A 21,483-nucleotide genomic window follows, 5' to 3' on the forward strand; every position below is an offset into this window, starting at 1 on the left:
AAAAGGATCGTTGTGAACACGTCTGTTGTCATCTGCGTCTACACCGAGGAACGGTGGGAGGACATCAGGCAGGCAGTCGAGTCGGTCGAGAACCAGACACGCCCGGCACACGAGCTGATCCTGGTGGTCGACCACAACCCCGACCTGCACCTCAAGCTCAAGCACGAGTACCCGCAGGCCATCGTCGTGGAGAACACGCACGAGCAGGGGTTGTCCGGTGGCAAGAACACCGGCGTGGCCACGGCCAACGGTGAGATCGTCGCCTTTCTCGACGACGACGCGGTCGCCGATCCCGGCTGGCTGGAGGCTTTGGAGGAGGGCTTCCAGGAGGCCGGTGTCGTCGGCGTGGGCGGCCGTACCGACCCCATCTGGGCGTCGGGCGAGCGGCCGCGCTGGTTCCCGTACGAGTTCGACTGGACGGTCGGCTGCACCTACCGCGGCATGCCCGCGGTCAGGGCGCCGATCCGCAACGTCATGGGCGGCAACGCCGCCTTCCTGCGTGACGCCGTCTCCGAGGTGGGCGGCTTCCACAGCGGCATCGGCCGCAGCGTGCAAGGACGCAAGTCGCGCCCGCTCGGGTGCGAGGAGACCGAGTTCTGCATCAGGCTCAGCCAGCGCAAGCCGGGCTCGGTCATGCTGTTCGAGCCGCGCGCGGTCATCGGGCACAAGGTGTCGAAGCAGCGCGAGCGGTTCGCCTACTTCAGGTCCAGGTGCTACGCCGAGGGGCTGTCGAAGGCGCTGGTGACACGGGAGGTCGGCACCCAGGACGGGCTGTCCAGCGAGCGCGCGCACGCGCTGAAGACGCTGCCGCTCGGCGCGCTGCGCGGGGTCGGTGAGGCCCTGCGCGGCGACCTGGGCGGGCTCGGCAGGGCCGCCGCGATCGTGGTCGGGCTGGCCTGGACGACCTGGGGTTACGTCGTGGGTTCCGTACGGCTGAAGGCGGCCCGGTCATGATCCGCGTACCGATCCTGATGTACCACTCGGTCACCGACGCGCCCAACGACGAGACCAAGCCGCACGCGGTGCGGCCGTCCGACCTGGCCGACCAGCTCGCCTACCTGGCGGAGAGCGGCTTCACCCCGCTCACGCTGGGTGATCTCGTCGCGCGCTTCAACAAGAACAACGGGCTGTCGCTGCCGGACAAGCCGATCGTGATCACCTTCGACGACGGCTACGCCGACTTCCACAGCCGCGCGCTGCCGCTCCTGGAACGCCACAACTTCCCGGCCACGGTCTTCCTGACCAGCGGCTGGGTGTCCGACGCGGGCAAGGACGCCGCGGGCCGGCCCCTCGACGACATGCTGTCGTGGGGCCAGGCCCGCGAGGCCGCCCAGACGGGCGTCGAGATCGGCGGCCACAGCCACAGCCACCCCCAGCTCGACCAGCTCCGCACCGAGGACCTGCGGCAGGAGCTGCGCAGGAACAAGGGCCTGCTGGAGGAGAAGATCGGCATGCCGGTCGCCACCATGGCCTACCCCTACGGGTACTCCAGCGCCCGCGTGCGCCGCGAAGTGCGCAAGGCCGGCTATTTCGCTGCTTGCGCCGTGAGCAACACGATCGCCGCCGATCGTCACGACATGCTCGCCATCCCCCGGCTGACGGTCGGCAAGAACACGACCATCAGCATGTTCAAGCGCGCCGTCGAAGGCAACTCCGTCCCTCTCATCTACATGCGCGAGCGCATCCTCACCAAGGGGTACGCGGTCGTCCGCAGGACGAGGTACGGGCTGCAGCGGGTGCGCGGCAATGTCTAACCTGTGGGGAAAGGTCCTGCGTGACCTGCGTAACCCGCTGTTCCTCCAGGGTTACGCGCTCATGGCGAACACCGTCGTCACCGGCGTGCTCGGCATGGGCTACTGGCTGCTGGCCGCGCACTTCTACTCGCCCGAGGAGTTCGGCCGCGGTCAGGCCGTGATCACCGCGATGCGGCTGTTCGCGTCGCTGACCGCGCTCGGCTTCGTGGGCGCGCTGGCCCGGTTCCTGCCGGTGGCCGGCCGCCGCACGCCCGAGCTCATCCTGCGCGGGTACGGCCTGGCCGCCGCCACCGGCGGGGTCGCGGCCCTCGGCTTCCTGCTGACGCTGCCCCTGTGGGGCAAGACGTACTCGGTGCTGGCCGGGTTCGGGCCCGGACTGTTCTTCCTGGCGTCCGTGGTCGTGTGGGCGGTCTTCACGCTCCAGGACGTCGTGCTGACGGGCCTACGCAGGGCCACGTTCGTGCCGCTGAACAACCTGATCTTCGGCGTCGTCAAGATGGGGCTCCTGGTCGCGCTGGCCGGGGCGCTGCCCGCCGGCGGGATCTTCGTCTCCTGGGTGATCCCGACCGCGCTGGCCCTCATCCCGGTCAACTGGCTGATCTTCGGCGTCGTCGTGCCCCGGCACATCAAGCGGGCCGACCCCGTCCAGCAGCCGCCCCGGATGCGCGAGGTCGGCCGGTTCCTGGCCGGCGACTTCCCCGGCACGCTGTCGATCCTGGCGATCGTCTACCTCGTGCCCGTGGTGATCGCCACGCAGGTGGGCGAGGCCACGTTCGGGCGGTTCTCGATGGCGCACACGCTGGCCAGCATGATCGAGCTGCTCGCCATGAACATGGCGGTGTCGCTGACCGTCGAGAACTCCTTCGACCGCGCCCAGCTCGCCGCGAACTGCCGGCGGGCGCTGCGGCGCGCCTTCATGATCGTCACCCCGATCATCGTGGTGGCCATCCTCGGGGCGCCGCTGATCCTGCGCATCTTCGGCTCGGCCTTCGCCGAGGAGGGCACCACGCTGCTGCGGCTCATGTCGCTGGCGGTGCTGCCCCGGGTGCTGATCGAGGTGTACCTGAGCGCGCTGCGGGCCCAGAGCCAGGCGCGCACGCTCGCCGTCGTCCAGATCGGGCTGGCGGCGCTCGTGCTCGTGTCCACCGTGACACTGTTCCCTCACTTCGGGGTGAACGCGGTGGGGTACGGATTGCTCCTCAGCGAGGCACTTGTCGCACTTTTGATCTTTGGAAATCTACGTAAAATTCTCAAATTCGACGAAAGCGGTAGGTCGGCTGTCACCCAGGGGTCGTCCGGGGCTTCATGATGGTCAACGTGAGGCAACGGGACGGCGATGGCATGCAAACGGGGCGCACCGGCTCCCCGGACGTGCGTGGGGACAAGGAGGAGTCAGACGTGCCCTTCGATCCGGAAGCTACGGGAGTCATCCCCAAGCTGACGTTCCCGCCCGCGGGCGAGGAGGCCGGCTCGGCCGAGGACTCCCCTGAGAGCTCCGGCGGCGAGGGAACGGCCACGCCCAAGGACGGCAAGGACGGCAAGGGCGGCTCGGGCGGTGCCCGGCAGCCCGACGCGAAGGGCGCGGCGCGCGACGCGCAGGCCGACCCGAAGTCGGGCCCGAAGGCGGGCCCCAAGACGGGCCCCAAGACGGGCCCCAAGACGGGCTCGGAGCAGGGCGCGCCGGACGCGGACAGGACGACGGCCATCCGGCTGCCGGGGCCCGTCCACGTCGGGCGCCCGCCCACGCCCGAGGAGGCCGCCGACCTCTCGGCGGCCGGCACGGTCGCGATGCCGGTGCAACCGGCCCCCGGCCCCGACGCGCCGCCCTCCGACTCCACCACCGCCCCGAGCCTCCGCCCGCAACCACCGAGCGGCCCCCAGCCTTCGAGCGGCCCCCAGCCTTCGAGCGGCGCCAAGCCGCCCACCGGCGGCACGAAGCCCACCGGCGGCACGAAGCCCACCGGCGGCACGAAGCCCACCGGTGGCGCCAAGTCCGCCACCGGCGCGAAGCCGACCACGGGTGCGCAGCCGCCCAGCGGGCCGCAGCCCGCGAGTGGCGCCAAGCCGAGCACCGGCGCCCAGCCCGCCAGCGGTCCACAGCCGGCCCCGGGGCAGGAGGCCGCCGGCGGCAAGCCCGGCGCGACCGCCGCCACACCTGGCGCTGCGGGCACCAAATCCGGCGCCCCCGGCACGCAGTCCGGTGCCACCGACGCGAAGCCCGGCGCTCCCGCTGCCACGCCCAGCACCGCCGGCGGCAAGCCCGGCGCGACCGCTGCCGCGCCTGGCGCTGCGGGCGCGAAGCCGGGCGCCGGTGCGAAGCCTGGTGCGGGTGGCAAGGGTGCGGCCTCGGCGGCGAGCACGGCCGGCGCCGGGACGCAGCCCATGAGCACGCAGCCCGCCTCGGCGCCCGGCACCGGCACCTCCGCCGCGCCCGGCGCCGGCGCCTCGGCGTCCGGGACCGGCACCCCCACCTCGGGGGCCGCTGGTGCTCCTGCCGCGGGTTCCGCTGGAGGGAGGCCCGTAGGCGGGTCCAAGGGGCTGGCGGATCTCGTGCAGGCGTCTCCGGCCGGAGCCGGTGTGCGGCCGCAGGGGCCGTCCGGGCCGCAGGCCGTACCGGAGCAAGGGCCACAGCAGGGGCCGCAGCATGCCCCGCAGCAGAGCCCTCACCAGGGTCCGCAGGCGGGTGCGCAGCAGGTCGCGTTCCAGCAGAGCCCACCGCAGCAGAGCCCCCCGCCGCAGAGCCCGCCGCAGGGCGCGCAGCAGGCGGCGCCGCAGCAGGCGGGCGGACCGGCGGGGCAGCAGGCGCAGAAGGCCCAGCAGAAGGCGGCGGGGAAGCCGCGGTCGCTCAGGGCCAGGGCTTCGGCGTTGGTGGCGAGTGCGCCCAAGTGGCTGCCCGTGCTGCTGGTCGTCGAGGGCCTGGTCATGTACATCCTGGCCCTCAAGGTGCCCCCGGGCCCGCTGCGGGGCGTGGATCCGGCGGACATCGACGGCCTGGGCCTGATCTCGGCGCTGCCGACCACGGCGTTCATCGCGATCCTGATCATGATCGTGTCGTTCTTCATCACGGTCACCCAGAGCACCGACCGCAAGTTCCTGCTGCTGTTCCAGATCGCCGCGATCACGTTCGCCCTGCACGGGGCGGGTGCGCTGGTGGCGGAGGAGCCGCGGTTCCCGACGGCGTACATTCACGCGGGTTTCGTGGAGTTCATCGGCAGGACCGGCGAGACGGCGATCAACATCGACGCCCGCATGGGCTGGCCGGGTTTCTTCGCGTTGTTCGCGTTCGTGACGAAGGCCGCGGGCATCTCGGATCTGACGCCGATCCTGCAGTGGACGCCGCTGCTGTCGAACCTCCTCTACCTGCTCCCGTTCGTGCTGATCCTGCGCCAGGTGGTGGCGACGACGCGGGCGCGGTGGTTCGCGGCGCTGCTGTTCATCCTGGTGCAGTGGATCGGCCAGGACTACTTCTCGCCGCAGGGGTTCACGTTCGCGCTGTATCTGGCGTTCGTGGCGATCCTGTTGCGCTGGTTCGGACGGGTGGAGCCGCGCACGAAGCCGATCCCACCGAAGGGGCTGCGCAAGCTGATCGGCAAGCTGGATGCGATGACGGCGGGCGAGCTGGCCAACACCGGCACGTTCCGGGCCGACAAGCTGCTGATGCTGATGATGCTGGTGGCGTTGTTCCTGGCGTCGGTGGCCTCGCACCAGATCACGCCGTTCATGATGCTCGGCGTGGTGACGGCGTTCCTGATCTTCAAGCGGACGACGCTGACGTGGGCGCTGCCGTTCTTCCTCGGGTTGATCGTGCTGGCCTGGATCAGCTACATGACGGTGGGGTTCTGGGCCAGCCAGATCGACACGATCTTCGGCGGTCTGGGCAACATCCTGCAGAACCTGCGCAGCAACACCGGCGACCGCATCGAGGGCAGCGACCCCGCGCACGCGATGGTGCTGCAGGCCCGCCTGGGCATCCTCGCGGTGATCCTGGGGTGCGCGGCCGTGGGGCTGTTCCGGCGCTTCCGCCGGGGGGTGTTCGACCGGTCGGCGCTGATCCTGCTGTGCGTGCCGGTGCTGGCGCTGGGGCTGCAGAGCTACGGCGGCGAGATCGGGCTGCGGATCTACATGTTCGCGCTGCCGGGCGCCTGCCTGCTCGCGGCGTACGCGTTCTTCCCGAACCTGCCGGCCGACAGCGCGGACGTCCGCGAGGAGACCGTGCCGCTGCGCAGGCGGAACGTGCGCTTCAACCCGGAGCTGACCAAGCGCATCTCGATCGTGCTGGCGGCGTGCTTCGCGGTCATGTTCGCGTTCGCGTTCCTGCTGGCCCGGTACGGCAACGAGAAGTTCGAGCGGGTCACCACGGGCGAGGTGGCGGCGCTGCAGTACGTCTACGCGCACGACAAGCCGAGCGCCCGCGTGCTCTACCTGACGCCGAAGCTGGGGCAGGAGGTCACGCCGACGCTGCCGTGGGGTGAGCGGGACGTCGAGAAGGTGAGCTTCAACCTTCAGGCGCTGGTGCACAAGGATCCGACGAAGATCTCCGACGCGGTGCAGGCGTTGAAGGAGGCGTCGCGGAACTCGTACCTGATCGTGAGCCGCGGCCAGGTCAGCTACCTGCAGCTCAATGAGGGGTATCCGGCGGACTGGGGGGAGAAGTTCCGTGCGGCGCTGGACAAGTCGCCGGATCTGAAGCGGGTCTTCTCCAACGACGACGCGGCGCTCTACACGTGGAAGACGTTCGTGCGCGGCACGGAGATCCCCGAACCGAACCCCTACAAGGGCCGCGGCGACCCCACGTCGCCGTGGACGCCGGTGGGCATCGGGGCGCTGGCTGTGACATGGGTCGCACTCTTCGGGTACGAGATCATCCGTCTCAACGGCCCGAACCGGGCGCCGAAGGCCCGCAAACGCCTGTTGTTCCTGGCGGTTCCGGCCTTCGCGGTGGCGCTAGCAGTGATCATCGAGAGATTCATCTATATCGCGCAAAATAACTGAATTCACAGGAAACACTCAGGTTGTGCGGGATGATGTTCTCCGATGAGGACACAGGAGACACATCCCGCCAGGCCGGACGTACGCCTCGCCGCAGCGAGGATCACTTCCGTCGATGCCCTACGGGGTTTCTCGCTGCTCGGCATCCTCGTCGTGAACATCGCCTTCCTGGCCTCCGGCTACCGGATGGCCGGGCTGGCGGAGCCCGCGTTCAACTCGTCGCTCGACTGGGGCGTGCGCTGGTTCGTGACGCTGTTCCTGGAGAACAAGTTCTACCTGCTGTTCTCGTTCCTGTTCGGGTACAGCTTCACGCTGCAGGTCGACTCGGCCCGGCGGCAGGGGCGGCCGTTCGTGCCGATGTTCCTGCGGCGGCTGGCGGGGTTGTTCCTGCTCGGGCTGGCGCACGCCGTGCTGCTGTTCCCCGGCGACATCCTGACCACGTACGCCGCCGTCGGGCTGGCCCTGCTGATCTTCCGCGGGGTCCGGCCGAAGACGGCGGTCGCGCTGGCCATCACGCTCACGCTGCTGCTGGCGGCCGCGTTCATGCTGCTGGCGATGCTGGCGACGATGGGCCTGGACATGTCGGGCCGGGTCGCCGACGGGTCGGCGCAGGCCGCCGCCTCGAACTCGGCGCTCGGCGGCATGTTCTGGCAGATCATCTCCGAGCACCTCAGGAAGCTGTCGTTCATCATCGTGGCGCGGGTGTTCTTCCAGGGCCCCGCCGTGCTGTCCGCGTGCCTGATCGGGCTCGCGGTCGGCCGGCTGGGCGTGCTGCGCGACGTGGGCGCGCACACGAGGGCGCTGCGCAACCTGCAGTGGATCGGGTTCACGTTCGGGCTGGGCGGCGCCCTGTTCTACACGATGTGCGCCTGGAACGGCACCGTGCACAAGTTCTGGGGCGAGGCGGTCGACCTGGTGACGGCGCCGCTGCTGGCGGCGGCGTACGCGGCCACGTTCCTGCGGGTGCTGCCGTACCTGCCGCGGCTGGGGCGGCTGCTGACGGCGCCCGGCCGGATGGCGCTGTCCAACTACCTCGCGCAGTCGCTCATCTGCTCGCTGATCTTCACCGGGTACGGCCTCGCGCTCGTGGACCGCGTCAGCCCGCCGGTTGAGGTGCTGATCGCGCTCGGCATCTTCGCCCTCCAGGTCGTCTACAGCCGCTGGTGGCTCAGGAACCACCGGTACGGGCCGGTGGAGTGGCTGCTGCGGTACCTGACGTACTGGCGACGGCCGTCCCAGCCCCAATAATCAGGTGAGACGGGCGGGCGCGGCTGGGAACAATGGGCCGGTATGCGCCACTGGCCCGTACACGACCTGCGGCTGACCACGCCCCGCCTCACGCTCAGGATGCCCACCCTCCACGACCTCGACGAGCTGGCCGACCGCGCCGTCGAAGGCGTGCACGCCCCCGGCAGCATGCCGTTCGGCGTGCCGTGGACCGACGCGCCCGCCGCGGAGCTGCCCACGAACGTCGCGCTCTACCACCTCGGCGTCATGTCCCGGTGGCGGCCCGACGCCTGGTGCTGCAACTTCGTCGTCGTCCACGAGGGACGGGTGATCGGCAGCCAGGACGTCAAGGGCACCGACTTCGCGGTCACCCGCGAGGTGCACACGGGCTCCTGGCTGGGCCGCGCCCACCAGGGCAAGGGATTCGGCACCGAGATGCGCGCCGCCGTCCTGCACCTGGCCTTCGCCGGGCTCGGCGCGCTGACGGCCGTCTCCAGCGCCTTCCTCGACAACCCCGCCTCGCTCGGGGTCTCGCGCAAGCTCGGCTACCGGCCCGACGGGCTCATCGTGCAGTCGATCCGGGGGCGGCGGGCCACGCAGCAGCGGCTCCGGCTCGACCGCGACGGCTTCGACTGCCCGGTGCCGGTGGAGATCCACGGGCTGGAGCCCTGCCTGCCGCACTTCGGGCTGGCGTGATCGGGGCGACCCCGTAGTACCCCAGAGCTACGCCGCAGATCCACTCCCGGGGACGACGCCGGTGACGTGCCGTGATCCGTAGGTTCGCCGCATGTTCACCGGTTCGCGTCCCTCCATGCTCGCCCGGCTGCGCGGGCAGGCACTCGCCGCCGCCCTGGCCGCCTCCGTGGTGGTGCCCCTGTCGGGCTCCGAGGTGCCCGCTCCCGCGCCGCGACGGCCGCCCGAAGGTCTGACCCAGGCCCGGTACGAAGCGGTCCGCCAGGACATCCTCGTGGCCGGGCGGACGGCCGCCGCGCACGGCCAGGCCCGCCGGGCGGCGGCGCTGCGCGCGATGGCGGAGCCGGGGCGGCGCTTCCTGTTCTTCGACGGCCGCGACGGCGGGCGGGCGGCGGAGGTCTTCGGCGACCTGGCCGGGGCCTCCCGGGTGGCCGTGCTGGTGCCCGGCTCCGACACCGGCCTCGACACGTACGAGCGGCTGCGAACCGGCGCGCGCGCACTCCAGGAGGAGCTGGGCGGCCGGGCCGCCGTCGTCGCCTGGCTCGGCTACCGGACCCCGGGCACGCTCGGCGCCGCCGTCCTCACCACCGGCCGCGCCGACGACGCCGTGCCGGCGCTCCGGTCGTTCGTGCGCGAGCTGGGACCGGCCAGAGTCTCGCTGCTGTGCCACTCCTACGGCGCCGTCGTGTGCGGCCGGGCGGCCGCCGGGCTCGGGCGCCTGGCCAACATCGTCCTGTACGGCGCCCCCGGCACCGGCACGGACGGCCCGTTGCGCACGCCCGCGCCCGTCTGGGCGGCGCGCGGCACCCGCGACTGGGTCGCGAACGTGCCGCACGTCCGGCTCCGGCTGCCCTTCCTCACCCTGGGGCTGGGCCCGGACCCCGTCGCGCCGTCGTCCGGCGCCCGCGTCGTCCCGGCCGGCGACGGCGGGCACAGCGACTACCTGCGGCCGGGCTCGCCCTTCCTGCGCAACGTCGCCGCGATCGTGACGGGGGCGGCTCCGGATGCGTGACCTGCTCGAACGCCTCGAAACCGGCACCCCCGCCGGCCGTGACCGCGGGCTGGACGGGCTGCGCGCGCTGGCCATCCTCGGCGTGGTGCTCGGGCACTGGCTGGTGACGGCGCTGGTGATCGACAGCGGCAGCGTGCGTGCCGCCAGTCCGCTGCGGGAGCTGCCACAGCTCGCGCCCGCGTCGTGGCTGTTCCAGACGATGGCGTTGTTCTTCCTGGTGGGGGGCTTCGTGGCGGCACGCGGCCTGGACTCGGCACGCGGCTCGGGGGTGGCACGCGGCCTGGACTCGGCACGCGGCTCGGGGGCGGTGCGCGGCTCGGAGGCGGTGCGGGGGCTCGCCTCCGTGCGGGCCTATCGCGGCTGGGTGGGACGGCGGATGGTGCGGTTGTTCCGGCCCGTCGCCGTCGTGGTGCTGGTGTGGGTGGTGATCGCGGTCGCGATGCTGGCCGCCGGGGTCGGCACCGCGACCGTGGCCTCGCTGGCCAAGCTGGTGTGGTCGCCGCTGTGGTTCCTGCTGGTCTTCGCGGTGCTGACGGCGGCGACCCCGCTGGCCGCCCGGCTGCACCCGGCGTGGCCGCTCGCCGCCGTCGCCCTGGCCGACCTCGTCCGGTACGGCTTGAGCGGCCCGGCGTGGCTCGACGGGGTGCTCGGCTGGGTGAACGTGGTCGCGGGCTGGGCGGTGCCGTACTGCCTGGGCGCGTCCTGGGGACGGGGCGGCGTGCCGGGGCGGCGGGCCGGGTGGGCGTTGCTGGCCGGTGGGGCGGCGGCCACGGCCGGGCTCGTGCTGTGGGCGGGTTACCCGGCGGCCATGGTGGGCGTGCCGGGCGCGAGGATCTCGAACCTCGACCCGCCCACGCTCGCCGCCGTCACCTTCGGCCTGGCCCAGTGCGGGGCGGCCGTGCTCCTGCTCGGACCGCTGCGCAAGGCGCTGCGCCGGCCGGCGGCCTGGGCCGCCGTCGCGCTGGCGAACCTCTCCGCGATCACGATCTTCCTGTGGCACCAGACCGCCATGATCGCCGTCACCGCGCTCGGCCTGCTCTCCGGCCGCGCCCTGCCCGGCCTGCACACCGTCCCGGACTCGGCCGGGTGGGTGGCGGCCCGGCTGGCGTGGCTGCCGGTGTTCGCCGTGGCGCTGGCGGCGTGCTGGGCGGCCTTCCACGGGTACGAGCGCTCACGGGCTCAGGCGCCGCCGCGCCCCGACCACTTGATCTCGTAGGGCTTCAGCGTGACCTGCCGCCCGTCGACGGTGGCGGTGACGTCCTGGTCGGAGGTGTTGACCATGACGACCTGGCTCGCCTGCCCCATCGCCTTCACCTTGGGGTCGGAGCTGCGCACGTCCTGCACCTCGACCCCGGCGGGGAACCACTTGGTGAACCCGCTGAGCAGCCCGGCCATGGGCATCTCGCCGCCCACCTTGGGCGCCCACAGGCACCCGGCGCACTCGCCTTCGCCCTTCATCTGCGGGTTCCAGTACAGGGCGGTGGTGACGCCGCTCTTGGCGAACTCCATGAGCGCGGTGGCCTGCACGGCGGTGCGCTTGTCCTCGCTCCACTGCGAGTTCTCCGGCTCGACGTACCACTCGGCCCACCACACCGGCAGGTCGTCGCTCTCCTGCCGCAGCCACGTGGTGATCGCGCTGAACTTGCCCTGCGCGGCGAAGTCGTCGGGGACGTTGCCCCGGTCGTTCGTCATCGAGGCGCCGTCCACGACGATGAAGTCGGCGCCCTTCTTGTGCTGGATCCAGTACTTGACGGCGTCGAGCGCCCGTTGGTCGACCGTCCCCCAGGGGCCGCTCAGCTCGGACGGCGGGCCCTGGGTGCGCACGCTGCTCCCGATCGACACGTACGGCCCGCCGACCTGGATGTCCTTGTTGACCTTCTTCAGCGCCGTGTAGACCTTGTTGTACATCTCGGTGTACGCCTCGGCGTCCCACCGGTTGGTGGCCGGGTCCCAGAAGCCCTTGAACTCGTTCCACACCATGTAGTGCTTGACCGTCGGGTACTGCTTGGCGACGCGCGCGGCGAGCGCGGCGAAGTCGTCGAAGTGCTCCCTCTCGGGGGCGACCGTGTGGTTCTTGCTCCAGTCCGTACGCCCGGCCTGCCCGCCCTTCATCCAGTCGGGCGCGCAGCACAGCGTGATGACCGGCACCGCCCGCGAGGACGCCATGAACGTCAGCCGCCGGTCGAGGTCGACGAAGTTGTACTGCCCGGGGCTGGGCTCGGGGTTGCCGACGCCCCAGCCCATGATGTGCTGGTTCTGCAGCATCGGGACCCGGCCGAGCACGCCCCTGGCCTGCTCGGCGACGTCCTGCGGCTCGTTGTCGGCGCTGTACTGGGTGTGGGTGACGCCCCAGCGGGGCCAGTTGTCCAGTGCCGGCGGCTCGGAGAGCTGGGGCGCGGGCTGGGTGGGCGCCTTCGTGGCCACCTCGCTGCCTTTGAACACCCCGCGTTCCTTCGTGCGCATCGAGGCGTAGACCATGATGCCGGCCACCAGGACGACCGCGAGTATGCCGGCTCCAAGTGCGATCGGCCATGGCGATCGTCGGCGCGCGTGTCGGCCGTCGGTCGGAATCACTGAACGCTCCTCATCCTCGCGAGACGTCTGGGGGATTCACGAACCTACAAGATTCGCAAACGTACAAGGACTGGACAGCAGTCCAGCCCTTATTACGCTAATCGTCCCGCTTGCAAGCCGCTTGCCTTCAGTCGCTGCTCGGCGGGCGCTGCCCGCCCGCCGGGCCGGGCACGCCGGCGTAGCGGTACGGGACGGGCTGCCGGCCGGGCTGCACGATGAGGAGCGTGCCGGGGGTCTCGGAGTAGAAGGCGGACTCGACGGCGGCGGCCACGTCCTCGGCGGTGAGCAGCGGGAAGCCGGCGTTGACGAACATCTCCCGGGCGTCGGCCACCAGCGGCGTGTCGGTGAAGCCGGGGCAGACCGCGCCGATGCGTACGTTCTGGGCGGCCAGCGGCTCGGCCAGCGCTCTGACCAGGCCGACGACGGCGTGCTTGGTCATCGTGTAGATGGGGTCGCCGGAGAAGGCGGTGAGCCCGGCCAGCGACGAGGTGACGACGATCGCGCCGCCGCCGGAGCGCAGGAGCAGCGGCATACTGGCGCGCACGCCGAAGACGACGCCGTCCATGTTGACCCCGACGACCTTGCGGTAGCGGGCGAGGTCGAAGTCGGCCAGGTCCACCCGGCCGGAGATGCCGGCGTTGAGATGGACCAGGTCGAGGCGCCCGTAACGCTGCTCGGCCAGCGCGACGGCCTCCAGCGAGGCCTCCTCGGTGCTGACGTCGGCGGCCAGCCACGCGCCGTCCAGCTCCTTGGCCAGCCGCTCGACCCCCTCGCCGTCCATGTCGACGAGGACGCACTTGACTCCGCCCGTCGACAGTCGCCGGGCCACGGCGGCTCCGATGCCGCTCGCGGCTCCGGTGATCAGTGCAACAGTGCTCATGACGCTCCTTGCGGGGGGATCGGTCGAAGGTCGGGGTGCTCAGTGCTGGTCCGGGTGCTCGGTGCCGGTCTGGGTGCTCAGTGCTGGCCGGATGGCTCAGTGCTGGTCGAGCATGCGGTGCGCGCGGGCGATCAGGATGGGCACGGCCGCGCCGATGCGGTCGAAGCCCTCCCCCACGGTCTTACCCTGGCGGAACCTGGCGTGGATACCCTCCACGATGACGGCGAGCTTGAAGTTCCCGAAGGCCACGTAGAACCCGAGGTCCGAGATGTCCCGGCCGGAGACCTTGGTGTAGTGGGCGGCGAACTCGGCCGCGTTCATGAACCCGGGCGCCACCGTCACGTCCCCCGCCACGGGGATCCGGGCCCGCTCCTCGTCGCCGTGATCGTGCCAGTACGTCAGCGTCAGCCCCAGGTCGGCCAGCGGGTCGCCGAGCGTGGACATCTCCCAGTCGACCACGGCCGTGATCTCCAGGTCGCCGAGCCGCAGCAGCGTGTTGTCCAGCCGGTAGTCGCCGTGCACCAGCGTGCCGGCCGCCTCGGCGGGCAGCCGCTCCCGAAGGCGGGTCACGAGCCGGTCGTACTCGGGCAGGTCGGCCGTCTTCGACCGCTCCCACTGCTGGCACCACCGGTCGAGCTGCCTGGTCATGTACCCTTCCGGCCGGCCGAAGTCGCCGAGCCCCACCTCGCGGTAGTCCACGGCGTGGATGGCGGCCAGCACCTCGGCCAGCCGCTCCGACAGCCGCCGCGTCTGCTCGGGCGTGCGGTCGCCGAGCTGCTCCCTGCTCCGCACGGCCGCGCCCTCGACGTACCCCATGAGGTAGAACGGCGCCCCGATCACGTCCTCGTCGGCGCAGAAGGCGACCGGCTCCGGCACCGGCACGGGCGTCGGCGCGAGCGCCGAGATGACCCGCCACTCGCGCCGCATGTCGTGGGCGGTGGGCAGCACGTGGCCCAGGGGCGGGCGGCGCAGCACCAGCCGGCGTTCCCCGCCCTCGACCAGGTAGGTGAGGTTCGACCGGCCGCCGGAGATCAGCGAGACGGACTGGGGCTCGCCGGCGTCGGGCACGTGGCGGCCCATCCACGCGACCAGCTGGGGGTGGTCGATGCCAGGTACGGTCATGCCCCCACATTAGAACGTTGCTCGGTTCTGAAGACATACTGGGAGTTATGTAACGTTCCGCACCTGGGGCTATGGCACCGGGCGAGATCCTTTAATGTGGCAGTACACCCTGGCCCTCAGCATGTCCAGAGAGTGTGCGCTGACAGTAGGAGCCCATGCACGTCACCCTTGCCCTCCCCCGTGAGCTGGGCGAAGCCGAAGTGAGCCGCTGGCGTGCCCTTCAGGAAGCGGACACTGCCTTCGACAACCCCTTCTTGTCCCCCGAGTTCACCCTTACGGTAGGCGAACTGCGCGATCTCGTACGTGTCGCCGTCATCCACGACGGTCCCGACATCGTGGGCTTTTTCCCCTTTGAGCGACATCCCCTCGGCATCGGCAAGCCGGTCGCCGCCGGGCTGACCGACGCTCAGGGGCTCGTGCACCTGAAGGACGCGCGGATCGACCCGCTGTGGCTGCTCAAGGAGTGCGGCCTGGCGGTGTACGAGTTCGACCACCTCGTGTCCGGGCAGCCGCTCCTGCACGCCCGCCACGAGCGGCACCCGTCGCCCATCATCGATCTTCGCAACGGCTGGCACCACTACACCGAGTCACTTCGCCGCAACTCCGGCAAGACGTACAAGACCACTCTGGCCAAGTCGCGCAAGCTCCAGCGCGACGCGGGCCCGCTGCGCCACGACTACGCCACCACCGACCTCGAGCCCCTGCGCACGCTGCTCGGCTGGAAGACCGACCAGTACCGCCGCACGGGCCGCGCCGACCGGTTCGCGCACCCGTGGATCGTCGAGCTGGTCGAGCGGCTGCTGGCCACGCAGTCCGAGTCGTTCGCCGGGGTGCTCGACATGATCTACGTGGACGACCGGCCGGTGGCCGGCCACTTCGGGCTGCGCACCCGCACGACGCTGGCCGGCTGGTTCCCCGCCTACGACACCCACTTCGCCAAGTACTCCCCCGGCCTCATCCACCACCTGGCGATGGCCGAGCGGGCCTCCGAGGCCGGCATCGAGATCATCGACATGGGGCGGGGCCAGAAGGAGTACAAGGACAAGCTCAAGACCGGCGAGCTGGAGGTGGCCGAGGGCCGCGTGGCCAGGATCGGCCCGGCGGCGGGCGTGCACTGGGTGATGCGCGTGCCGGTGCGCAAGACCCGCGCCACCGTCATGGCCAACCCGCTGCTCCTTAAAACGGCGGACAAAACCTTGAAAACGTACGGAAGACTGCGTACCGTCCTACAACGGTGAAACACATCGAGGAGCGAACGGGCCGTCACTGCCTGTCGCTACCGTCCAACCGGCTGGGGCTGTATCTGGCCTTACGCCACTGGTGCCTGCCCGGGCAGCGGCTGCTGATGTCACCGATCTCCGCCGACGAGATCCTCTTCCTCGTGCTGGCCGCCGGGCTGCGCCCGGTGATCGCGCCGCTGTCGCCCAGGAACGGCAACATCGACGTCTCCCGGGTGGACCTCGACACGGTCGACGCGGTCCTGACCACCAACCTGTACGGCCTGCCCGACGACGCCCCCGCCTTCGCCGGGAAGATCCTCATCGAGGACGTCGCGCACGCCATGGAGAGCGACCTCGACGGGCGGCCGCTCGGCACGTTCGGGCACGCGTCGGTCTTCAGCCTGTCCAAGCACCCCGGCGCGGGCTCCGGCGGCGTGCTCGCCGTCGAGCACGAGTCCGACCTGCGCGCCCTGACCCGCGCCCGCGACGACCTGCTCACCCGCGGCTCCCTGCGGGCCGACCTGTGGAGCGTGGCCACCTCCATGGCCCGCCAGGCCGCGCTCAGGCTCGACCTCGTCCGCCCCGCGCTCAGGCTCATGCGCAGCCTCGGCATGCAGGAGGAGCGCGAGGGCTACCGCATCGCGCTGCGCGCCGGCGAGCTGGAACTGGCGCTCAAGCAGGTGCCCTCGCTGCCGCCCTTCGACCCGTGGGTACGCGCCGACCTGCACGACTACCGCGCCCACCGTGGCGCCCTGGTCCGCTGGTACCAGCGGCGGCGCGTGGCCAGGGTGCCCCGCGACCGGGCCCGCCGGGTGGCCGGCGTGCGGCGCCTGGCCGAGCTGCCCACGGTCGCGCCCGCCGTGCTCGACGACCTGTCCCGGCCGCTGTTCCGGGTGCCGCTGCTGGTGCGCGACAGGGACGCGGCCATCGAGGAGCTGGAGCGGCACGGGGTCTCCACCGGCTATCTGTACGACCCCGCCTACGACGACTACGCCCCGGCGTTCACCGAGCACTCCCCCGACCCCGCCCCGGCCCGCTGGTGGGCCCGGCACGTGCTGCCGGTGGACCCGATGTGCACCGCCCGCTCGCTCCCGGTCCTGCGCCGCCTGGAGCCGCCGACCTCCGGCCCGATCACCGATCCCCTTCCTGGGCCTCGCGGATGAGCGCCGCCACGATCTCGCACCCCCGCCGCACGTCCGGCAGCGACGCCGAGCCGTAACCGATCACCAGCCCGTGCAGCCGGGTGCGGCCGTGGTGGTGCCGCTCGGTGGAGTCGAGCAGGACACCGCGCCGCCTGGCCCCCTCCACCACGCCGGGCACGAGGGCGGCGGGCAGCTCGGCCAGGACGTGCAGCCCGGCCGTGTCGCCGCGCAGCCGGCAGGCGGGGCCGAGAAGCTCGACGACGGCGGCGCGGCGGCGCGCGTACTCCAGGCGCATCCTGCGCAGGTGCCGGTCGACGTCGCCGCGTTCCAGGAGGGTGGCCACGGCCTGCTGGACGGGCCCGCTCGTGCGGTCGCCCACCTCGCCGCGCAGGTGCGCGATCCTGGCGACCAGCTCGGGCGAGCCGACCAGCCAGCCCACCCCCACGTCGGGGGCCAGCGTCTTGGACAGCGTGCCGAGCAGCACCACCCGGGACGGGTCGAGGCCGTAGAGCGCGGGCAGCGGGGCGACGTCGTAGCGGAACTCGGCGTCGTAGTCGTCCTCCACGATCGTCGCTCCCGTGCCGGCCGCCCAGGCCAGCAGCCGCTCCCTGCGCGGGATCGGCAGCCGGCCGCCCAGCGGGAACTGGTGGGCCGGCGTGGTGTAGAGCACGCGCAGGTCGCCCGGCAGGCCGTCCACGATCACGCCGTCCTCGTCCACCGGGCACGGCACCACCTCGGCGCCCCTGGCCGCGAACACCGTGCGCGCCACCCGGTAGCCCGGGTCCTCCACCCCGGCTCTGGCCCCCGGGCCGAGCAGGGCCAGCGCGCAGAGGTCGAGACCGTTGCCGGTGCCCCGGGTGACCAGGATGTTCTCCGGGCCGACGGCCATGCCTCTGGCGCGCCTGAGGTGGTCGGCGAGCAGCTCGCGCAGGCGCGGCAGGCCGTGCGCGTCGGGCGAGTCGCCCGGCGGCAGGTCGGCGGCCCGGCGCCAGGCCCGCTTCCACGCCGCCTCGTCGTAGTCGCGCACCCAAGGAGAGCCGGAGGTGAGGTTGATCAGGCCGGACGGGGGCGGCGGCGCGGGCACGAACTCCGCGGGCGGCCGCGGCCCCGGCCTGACGGATCCCGTGGCGGTCTCGATGCCGGCCACGAACGTGCCCGAGCCGTGCCGCCCGTCGAGCCAGCCCTCGGCGTAGAGCTGCTGGTACGCCTCGGTCACCACCGTCCTGCTCACCCCGAGCTGGGCGGCCAGCGCCCGCGTGGACGGCAGCCGCTCGCCCGACGCGAGCGTGCCGTCCAGCATGGCGCCGCGCAGCCACGCGACGAGCTGCGCGGTGAGCGGCTCGGCCGACTCACGGGAGAGGGAGACCGGCAGGTCGACATGGGTGCGCATGAAAGTGGTCTCTTGAAAGGTGCTGGTAGTGGCCCTACAGGATAAGTCCACTTCGTCGTTACGGTCGAATCATGCTCTCCACCACTCCCCGCACCACACTGGGCCGCTCCAAGGAGCGCGGCAGCACCGACAGGGACGACCTGTACGAGGTGCTCGACACCGGCCTGATCTGCCACCTGGGCGTGGTGGCGAACGGTCACCCCATGGTCGTGCCCACCGGCTACGGCCGCGTCGGCGACACCCTCTACCTGCACGGCTCCACCGGCGCCGCCTCGCTGCGCGCCGGCACCGACCCCAGCACCGGCACCGATGTCTGCGTCACCGTCACCCACCTCGACGGCATCGTGCTGGCCCGCTCGATCTTCCACCACTCCGTCAACTACCGCTCGGCCATGATCTACGGCCGGGCCCGCCTCGTGACCGACCCCGACGAGCGCCTGCTGGGGCTGCGCGCCCTGGCCGAGCAGCTCGCCCCAGGCCAGTGGGACTACGTGCGCCGCCCGTCGCGCAAGGAGCTGGCCGCCACGGCCGTGCTCGCGCTGTCGCTGGAGGAGGCGTCCGTCAAGATCAGGCGCGGCGGCCCCAAGGACGAGGACGAGGACTACGACCTGCCGGTGTGGGCCGGCGTGCTGCCCCTGGTCACGTCGTGGGGCACGCCCGAACCCGATTCGGTGCTCCCAGAAGGTATCGAGGCACCGGTTCACATCCTCCATCGGGAGTAGTTCCATATTTCCGGAGCCACCTGGAAAACCTGACTCCTTGATCCGACGTCTCATCAGGTGGGCCGGCTCCTGATGGGAGAGGCAAAATGGAGTGGAGCGCTCCCGGTTACACGGAGATCAAGCAGCTCGGGGCGGGTGCCAGCGGGCGCGTCGTCCTCGCCGTGCACGACGAGACCGGCGTCAGAGTGGCGATCAAATACCTGTCCCAGGAGCTGGTGGGCAATCCCTCCGCCCTGCTCAGGTTCCAGTCGGAGGCCCGGCTGCTCACCACCCTGCGCGACCCGCACATCGCCACCCTGTGGGAGTACATCCAGGACGACGGCGGCGCCGCCATCGTGATGGAGCTGGTCAACGGCGTCTCGCTGCGCGCCCTGTTACGCGAGAACGGCACCACCGAGCCCGAGGCCGCGCTCGTCGTCCTGAAGGGCTCCCTCCTGGGCCTGGCCAGGGCGCACTCCATGGGGCTCGTGCACCGCGACTACAAGCCCGAGAACGTGCTCGTCCGCGACGACGGGGCCAGCAAGCTCGTCGACTTCGGCATCGCCGTGCACCAGGGCACCGCCGCCCACCCCGAGGGCACGCCCCCGTACATGGCGCCCGAGCTGTGGGAGGGCCGCCCCGCCTCGCCCGCGACCGACGTGTACGCCGCCACCGCCGTCTTCTTCGAATGCCTGACCGGGCACCGGCCCTACCGCTCCACCGAGCCCAGCGTCCTGGGCTACCAGCACGTGCACGCCCCGGTGCCCTTCCACGACGCGCCCGAGCCCGTACGCGAGCTGATCCGGCGCGGGCTGGCCAAGGACCCGGCGCGGCGGCCCGACGGGGCGCTGACGTTCGTGGCGGAGCTGGAGGCCGTGGCCAGGGCCGCGTACGGGGAGGACTGGGAGGAGCGGGGCAGGCGGCGACTGGCCGCGCTCGTCGCCCTGCTGGCGCTGCTGCTGCCCATGCCCCAGCCCGCGCCGCCCGAGACGGCCACGTCGCTGGCCCGCACCGTGTTCGACAACGTGCGCGGCCGGCTGGGCCGCAGCGCGCGCAGTGCCGTCCGGACGAACGGGCGGCGGCTGGCGATGGGCGGCGCCGTGAGCGCGGCGGCGGCCGTGGCCGTGGTGGTCGTGCTGGTCAACCGGCAGCCGCCGGAGCGGCCGGTCGGCGCGGCGGTGGTCGTGCCGCCCAGTCAGGTCACGACGGCGCCGGCCGCCGGGCCGCCGACGATCGAGGAGTCCACGCCGCCGCGCTCGCAGCCCGAACCCGAGAACGTCACGGGGCCGGAGATCACGCCGCAGGTCGTCCCGCAGACCTCCCCCGAGGCGGACCCGCCCCGCCCGCCGACCTTCCGCGCCCAGCCACCGACGACCAGCGCCCGTCCCTCGACGAACCGGCCCACGACGAACCGGCCCACCACCACCGCGCCCACAACCCCCACCACCACGCCTCCCACAACCCCCACCACCACGCCTCCCACGACACCGACCACCACCCCGCCCACCACGCCGACCACGACCCCGCCTACGACGCCGCCGACCACCCCGCCGACCACGCCACCCACCACTCCCACCACCGAGCAGCCGCCCCCGGTCACCTCGGTGCTCGGGGTGAGCGTGGGTGAGCTCACGATCGGCGAGAACGGCGTGGCGGCGGGCACGATCGGCGTGCGGACCAGCGGCACCGGCGCCGTCACCGCGACCGCGACCTGGACGGCGCCCGGCGAGGAGACCCGCGTCGAGCGCCTGAGCCTCAGCGGCGCCGGCAGCTACGACCGGCGGCTGACCTGGTCGCTGGGCGAGGGGGCGTGCGGCAAGACGGTCACGCTGACCGTCACCACCTCCCCCGCGCCCGCCGGCGGCCCCCGCTCGGCGTCCGCGACGCTGCCGGCCTGCGCGACCAAGGTGACCGGGCTGAACGTCACGCTCGGCCTGCCCGCCGCCCCGGCACGTGCCGCGACCGCGCGGGTGCGGGTCACGGCGAGCGGCACGGGCGAGATCCCGCTCACCGCCCGGTTCGCGGTGGACGGTGACCCGGTCTCCACCCGCTCCGCCACGTTGTCCGGCCGTACCTCCTACGACGAGACGTTCCGTCACGTGTTCCGGGCCCGCCCCTGCGGCTCGACGTTGTCGGTGCTGGTCAGCGCGGGCGGCATGACCGACACCGCGCGCGTCTCGGCGCCCTGCCCGACCCAGGTGAAGCGGGTCTCGATCGGCGAGGTCGGCACCAAGGGCGGGCTGAGCGCGCCGGTCAGCGTCACCACGGGCGGCACCGGTCCGGTGCGGCTCACGGTCAGGTTCAGGGCCGGCAAGGCCACGAACACCCAGACGGTCACCCTGTCGGGCGACACCTCCTACAGCCGGACGTTCGGCTACGAGGCGCGGCTGCCCTGTGGCACGAGCTGGTCCGTGACGGCCTCGACCGCCCCGGCGGCGGCCGGCGGCAGCGCCACCCGCAGCGGCACCACGCCGAAGTGCCCCGAGCCGGAGCCCACCAAGGAGCCGACCAAGGAACCGACCAAGCCGCCCACCAAGGAACCGACGAAGGAACCCACCAAGGAGCCCACGAAAGAACCCACGAGAGAGCCCACGAAGGAACCGACCAAGGAACCCACCGGGAAGCCGACCCAGGAGGAGCCGAGCCCCGACGCGCCCGGCACCCTTGAGTGATATTTCACCAGTTGTCGTATATCGGTAGCGGGAAAACGGTTCCCTCTGGTTAAGCTACGGTCCGTTTGATGAGGGTGGGGGCCCACTGAACTCCAGAGGAGTCCGTT

The 21,483-nt window shown here is 72.0% G+C and carries 17 protein-coding genes and 1 pseudogene; 12 read left to right on the forward strand and 6 right to left on the reverse strand.

The genetic code is table 11. From position 1 onward, the window contains the following. The first annotated feature begins 12 nt into the window (after positions 1-12). The 8 genes from KIS93_RS22740 to KIS93_RS22775 all read left to right on the forward strand — a co-directional run bounded on the left by KIS93_RS22740 (position 13) and on the right by KIS93_RS22775 (position 10,891). On the forward strand, positions 13-954 hold the full coding sequence (locus KIS93_RS22740) for a glycosyltransferase family 2 protein (RefSeq protein ID WP_080045750.1): 942 nt from the start codon (positions 13-15) through the stop codon (positions 952-954). Continuing rightward, positions 951-1,754, forward strand: a complete 804-nt coding sequence (locus KIS93_RS22745) for a polysaccharide deacetylase family protein (RefSeq protein WP_080045749.1) — start codon at positions 951-953, stop codon at positions 1,752-1,754. The genes KIS93_RS22740 and KIS93_RS22745 overlap by 4 nt, the downstream gene beginning before the upstream one ends. After that, positions 1,747-3,063, forward strand: a complete 1,317-nt coding sequence (locus KIS93_RS22750) for a lipopolysaccharide biosynthesis protein (protein ID WP_080045748.1) — start codon at positions 1,747-1,749, stop codon at positions 3,061-3,063. The genes KIS93_RS22745 and KIS93_RS22750 overlap by 8 nt, the downstream gene beginning before the upstream one ends. A gap of 89 nt (positions 3,064-3,152) precedes the next feature. After that, positions 3,153-6,746 carry a hypothetical protein gene (locus KIS93_RS22755; RefSeq protein ID WP_186404391.1) on the forward strand — a complete coding sequence of 1,198 codons (3,594 nt, stop codon included), beginning with the start codon at positions 3,153-3,155 and terminating at the stop codon, positions 6,744-6,746. A 42-nt stretch (positions 6,747-6,788) separates the two neighbouring features. Then, on the forward strand, positions 6,789-7,991 hold the full coding sequence (locus KIS93_RS22760) for a DUF418 domain-containing protein (protein ID WP_080045745.1): 1,203 nt from the start codon (positions 6,789-6,791) through the stop codon (positions 7,989-7,991). Between the two features lie 42 nt (positions 7,992-8,033). Continuing rightward, entirely contained in the window at positions 8,034-8,666 is a 633-nt protein-coding gene (locus KIS93_RS22765) for a GNAT family N-acetyltransferase (protein WP_080045744.1), read from the forward strand. 91 nt (positions 8,667-8,757) lie between these two features. Beyond that, entirely contained in the window at positions 8,758-9,675 is a 918-nt protein-coding gene (locus KIS93_RS22770; RefSeq protein WP_222107594.1) for an alpha/beta hydrolase, read from the forward strand. After that, complete coding sequence (locus KIS93_RS22775) at positions 9,668-10,891, forward strand: acyltransferase family protein (protein WP_080045743.1); 1,224 nt, start codon at positions 9,668-9,670, stop codon at positions 10,889-10,891. Before KIS93_RS22770 ends, KIS93_RS22775 begins: the two co-directional genes overlap by 8 nt. Here the strand turns inward: KIS93_RS22775 and KIS93_RS22780 are convergent. From KIS93_RS22780 to KIS93_RS65545, 4 genes are all read right to left on the reverse strand, one after another. Next, positions 10,855-12,165 (reverse strand): GH39 family glycosyl hydrolase, encoded by a 1,311-nt coding sequence (locus tag KIS93_RS22780; protein ID WP_230465851.1) that lies wholly within the window; start codon positions 12,163-12,165, stop codon positions 10,855-10,857. The two genes, KIS93_RS22775 and KIS93_RS22780, sit on opposite strands and share 37 nt — an antisense overlap. A 211-nt stretch (positions 12,166-12,376) precedes the next feature. Further along, the gene (locus KIS93_RS22785; protein WP_080045741.1) at positions 12,377-13,129 is read right to left on the reverse strand and encodes an SDR family oxidoreductase; all 753 of its coding nucleotides are present in this window, start codon (positions 13,127-13,129) and stop codon (positions 12,377-12,379) included. 96 nt (positions 13,130-13,225) lie between these two features. Further along, complete coding sequence (locus tag KIS93_RS22790) at positions 13,226-14,251, reverse strand: phosphotransferase family protein (protein WP_080045740.1); 1,026 nt, start codon at positions 14,249-14,251, stop codon at positions 13,226-13,228. A 116-nt stretch (positions 14,252-14,367) separates the two neighbouring features. Then, complete coding sequence (locus KIS93_RS65545) at positions 14,368-14,673, reverse strand: hypothetical protein (RefSeq protein WP_246005346.1); 306 nt, start codon at positions 14,671-14,673, stop codon at positions 14,368-14,370. Between KIS93_RS65545 and KIS93_RS22795 the strand changes: the two genes are divergently transcribed. Further along, positions 14,668-15,489 (forward strand): GNAT family N-acetyltransferase, encoded by an 822-nt coding sequence (locus KIS93_RS22795; RefSeq protein WP_246005347.1) that lies wholly within the window; start codon positions 14,668-14,670, stop codon positions 15,487-15,489. The genes KIS93_RS65545 and KIS93_RS22795 overlap by 6 nt on opposite strands. Then, the gene (locus KIS93_RS22800; protein ID WP_080045739.1) at positions 15,486-16,634 is read left to right on the forward strand and encodes a DegT/DnrJ/EryC1/StrS family aminotransferase; all 1,149 of its coding nucleotides are present in this window, start codon (positions 15,486-15,488) and stop codon (positions 16,632-16,634) included. The genes KIS93_RS22795 and KIS93_RS22800 overlap by 4 nt, the downstream gene beginning before the upstream one ends. Here the strand turns inward: KIS93_RS22800 and pdxR are convergent. Beyond that, a complete protein-coding gene (gene pdxR / locus KIS93_RS22805; protein ID WP_080045738.1) occupies positions 16,603-18,003 on the reverse strand; it encodes a MocR-like pyridoxine biosynthesis transcription factor PdxR in 1,401 nt (466 codons plus the stop codon). The genes KIS93_RS22800 and pdxR overlap by 32 nt on opposite strands. A gap of 71 nt (positions 18,004-18,074) precedes the next feature. On the opposite strand from pdxR, the gene KIS93_RS22810 reads away from it, so the two are divergent. Together KIS93_RS22810 and KIS93_RS69070 are read left to right on the forward strand one after the other, a co-directional pair. Continuing rightward, entirely contained in the window at positions 18,075-18,725 is a 651-nt protein-coding gene (locus tag KIS93_RS22810) for a pyridoxamine 5'-phosphate oxidase family protein (RefSeq protein ID WP_080045737.1), read from the forward strand. 86 nt (positions 18,726-18,811) lie between these two features. Beyond that, positions 18,812-19,534 (forward strand): annotated as a pseudogene (locus KIS93_RS69070) (serine/threonine-protein kinase); the annotation flags it as partial. 1,544 nt (positions 19,535-21,078) lie between these two features. Here the strand turns inward: KIS93_RS69070 and KIS93_RS69075 are convergent. Beyond that, positions 21,079-21,462 (reverse strand): glycine zipper domain-containing protein, encoded by a 384-nt coding sequence (locus tag KIS93_RS69075; protein WP_420895879.1) that lies wholly within the window; start codon positions 21,460-21,462, stop codon positions 21,079-21,081. Positions 21,463-21,483: the final 21 nt, after the last annotated feature.

The organism is [Actinomadura] parvosata subsp. kistnae, assembly GCF_900323885.1.
Taxonomy (GTDB): Bacteria; Actinomycetota; Actinomycetes; order Streptosporangiales; family Streptosporangiaceae; genus Nonomuraea; species Nonomuraea composti.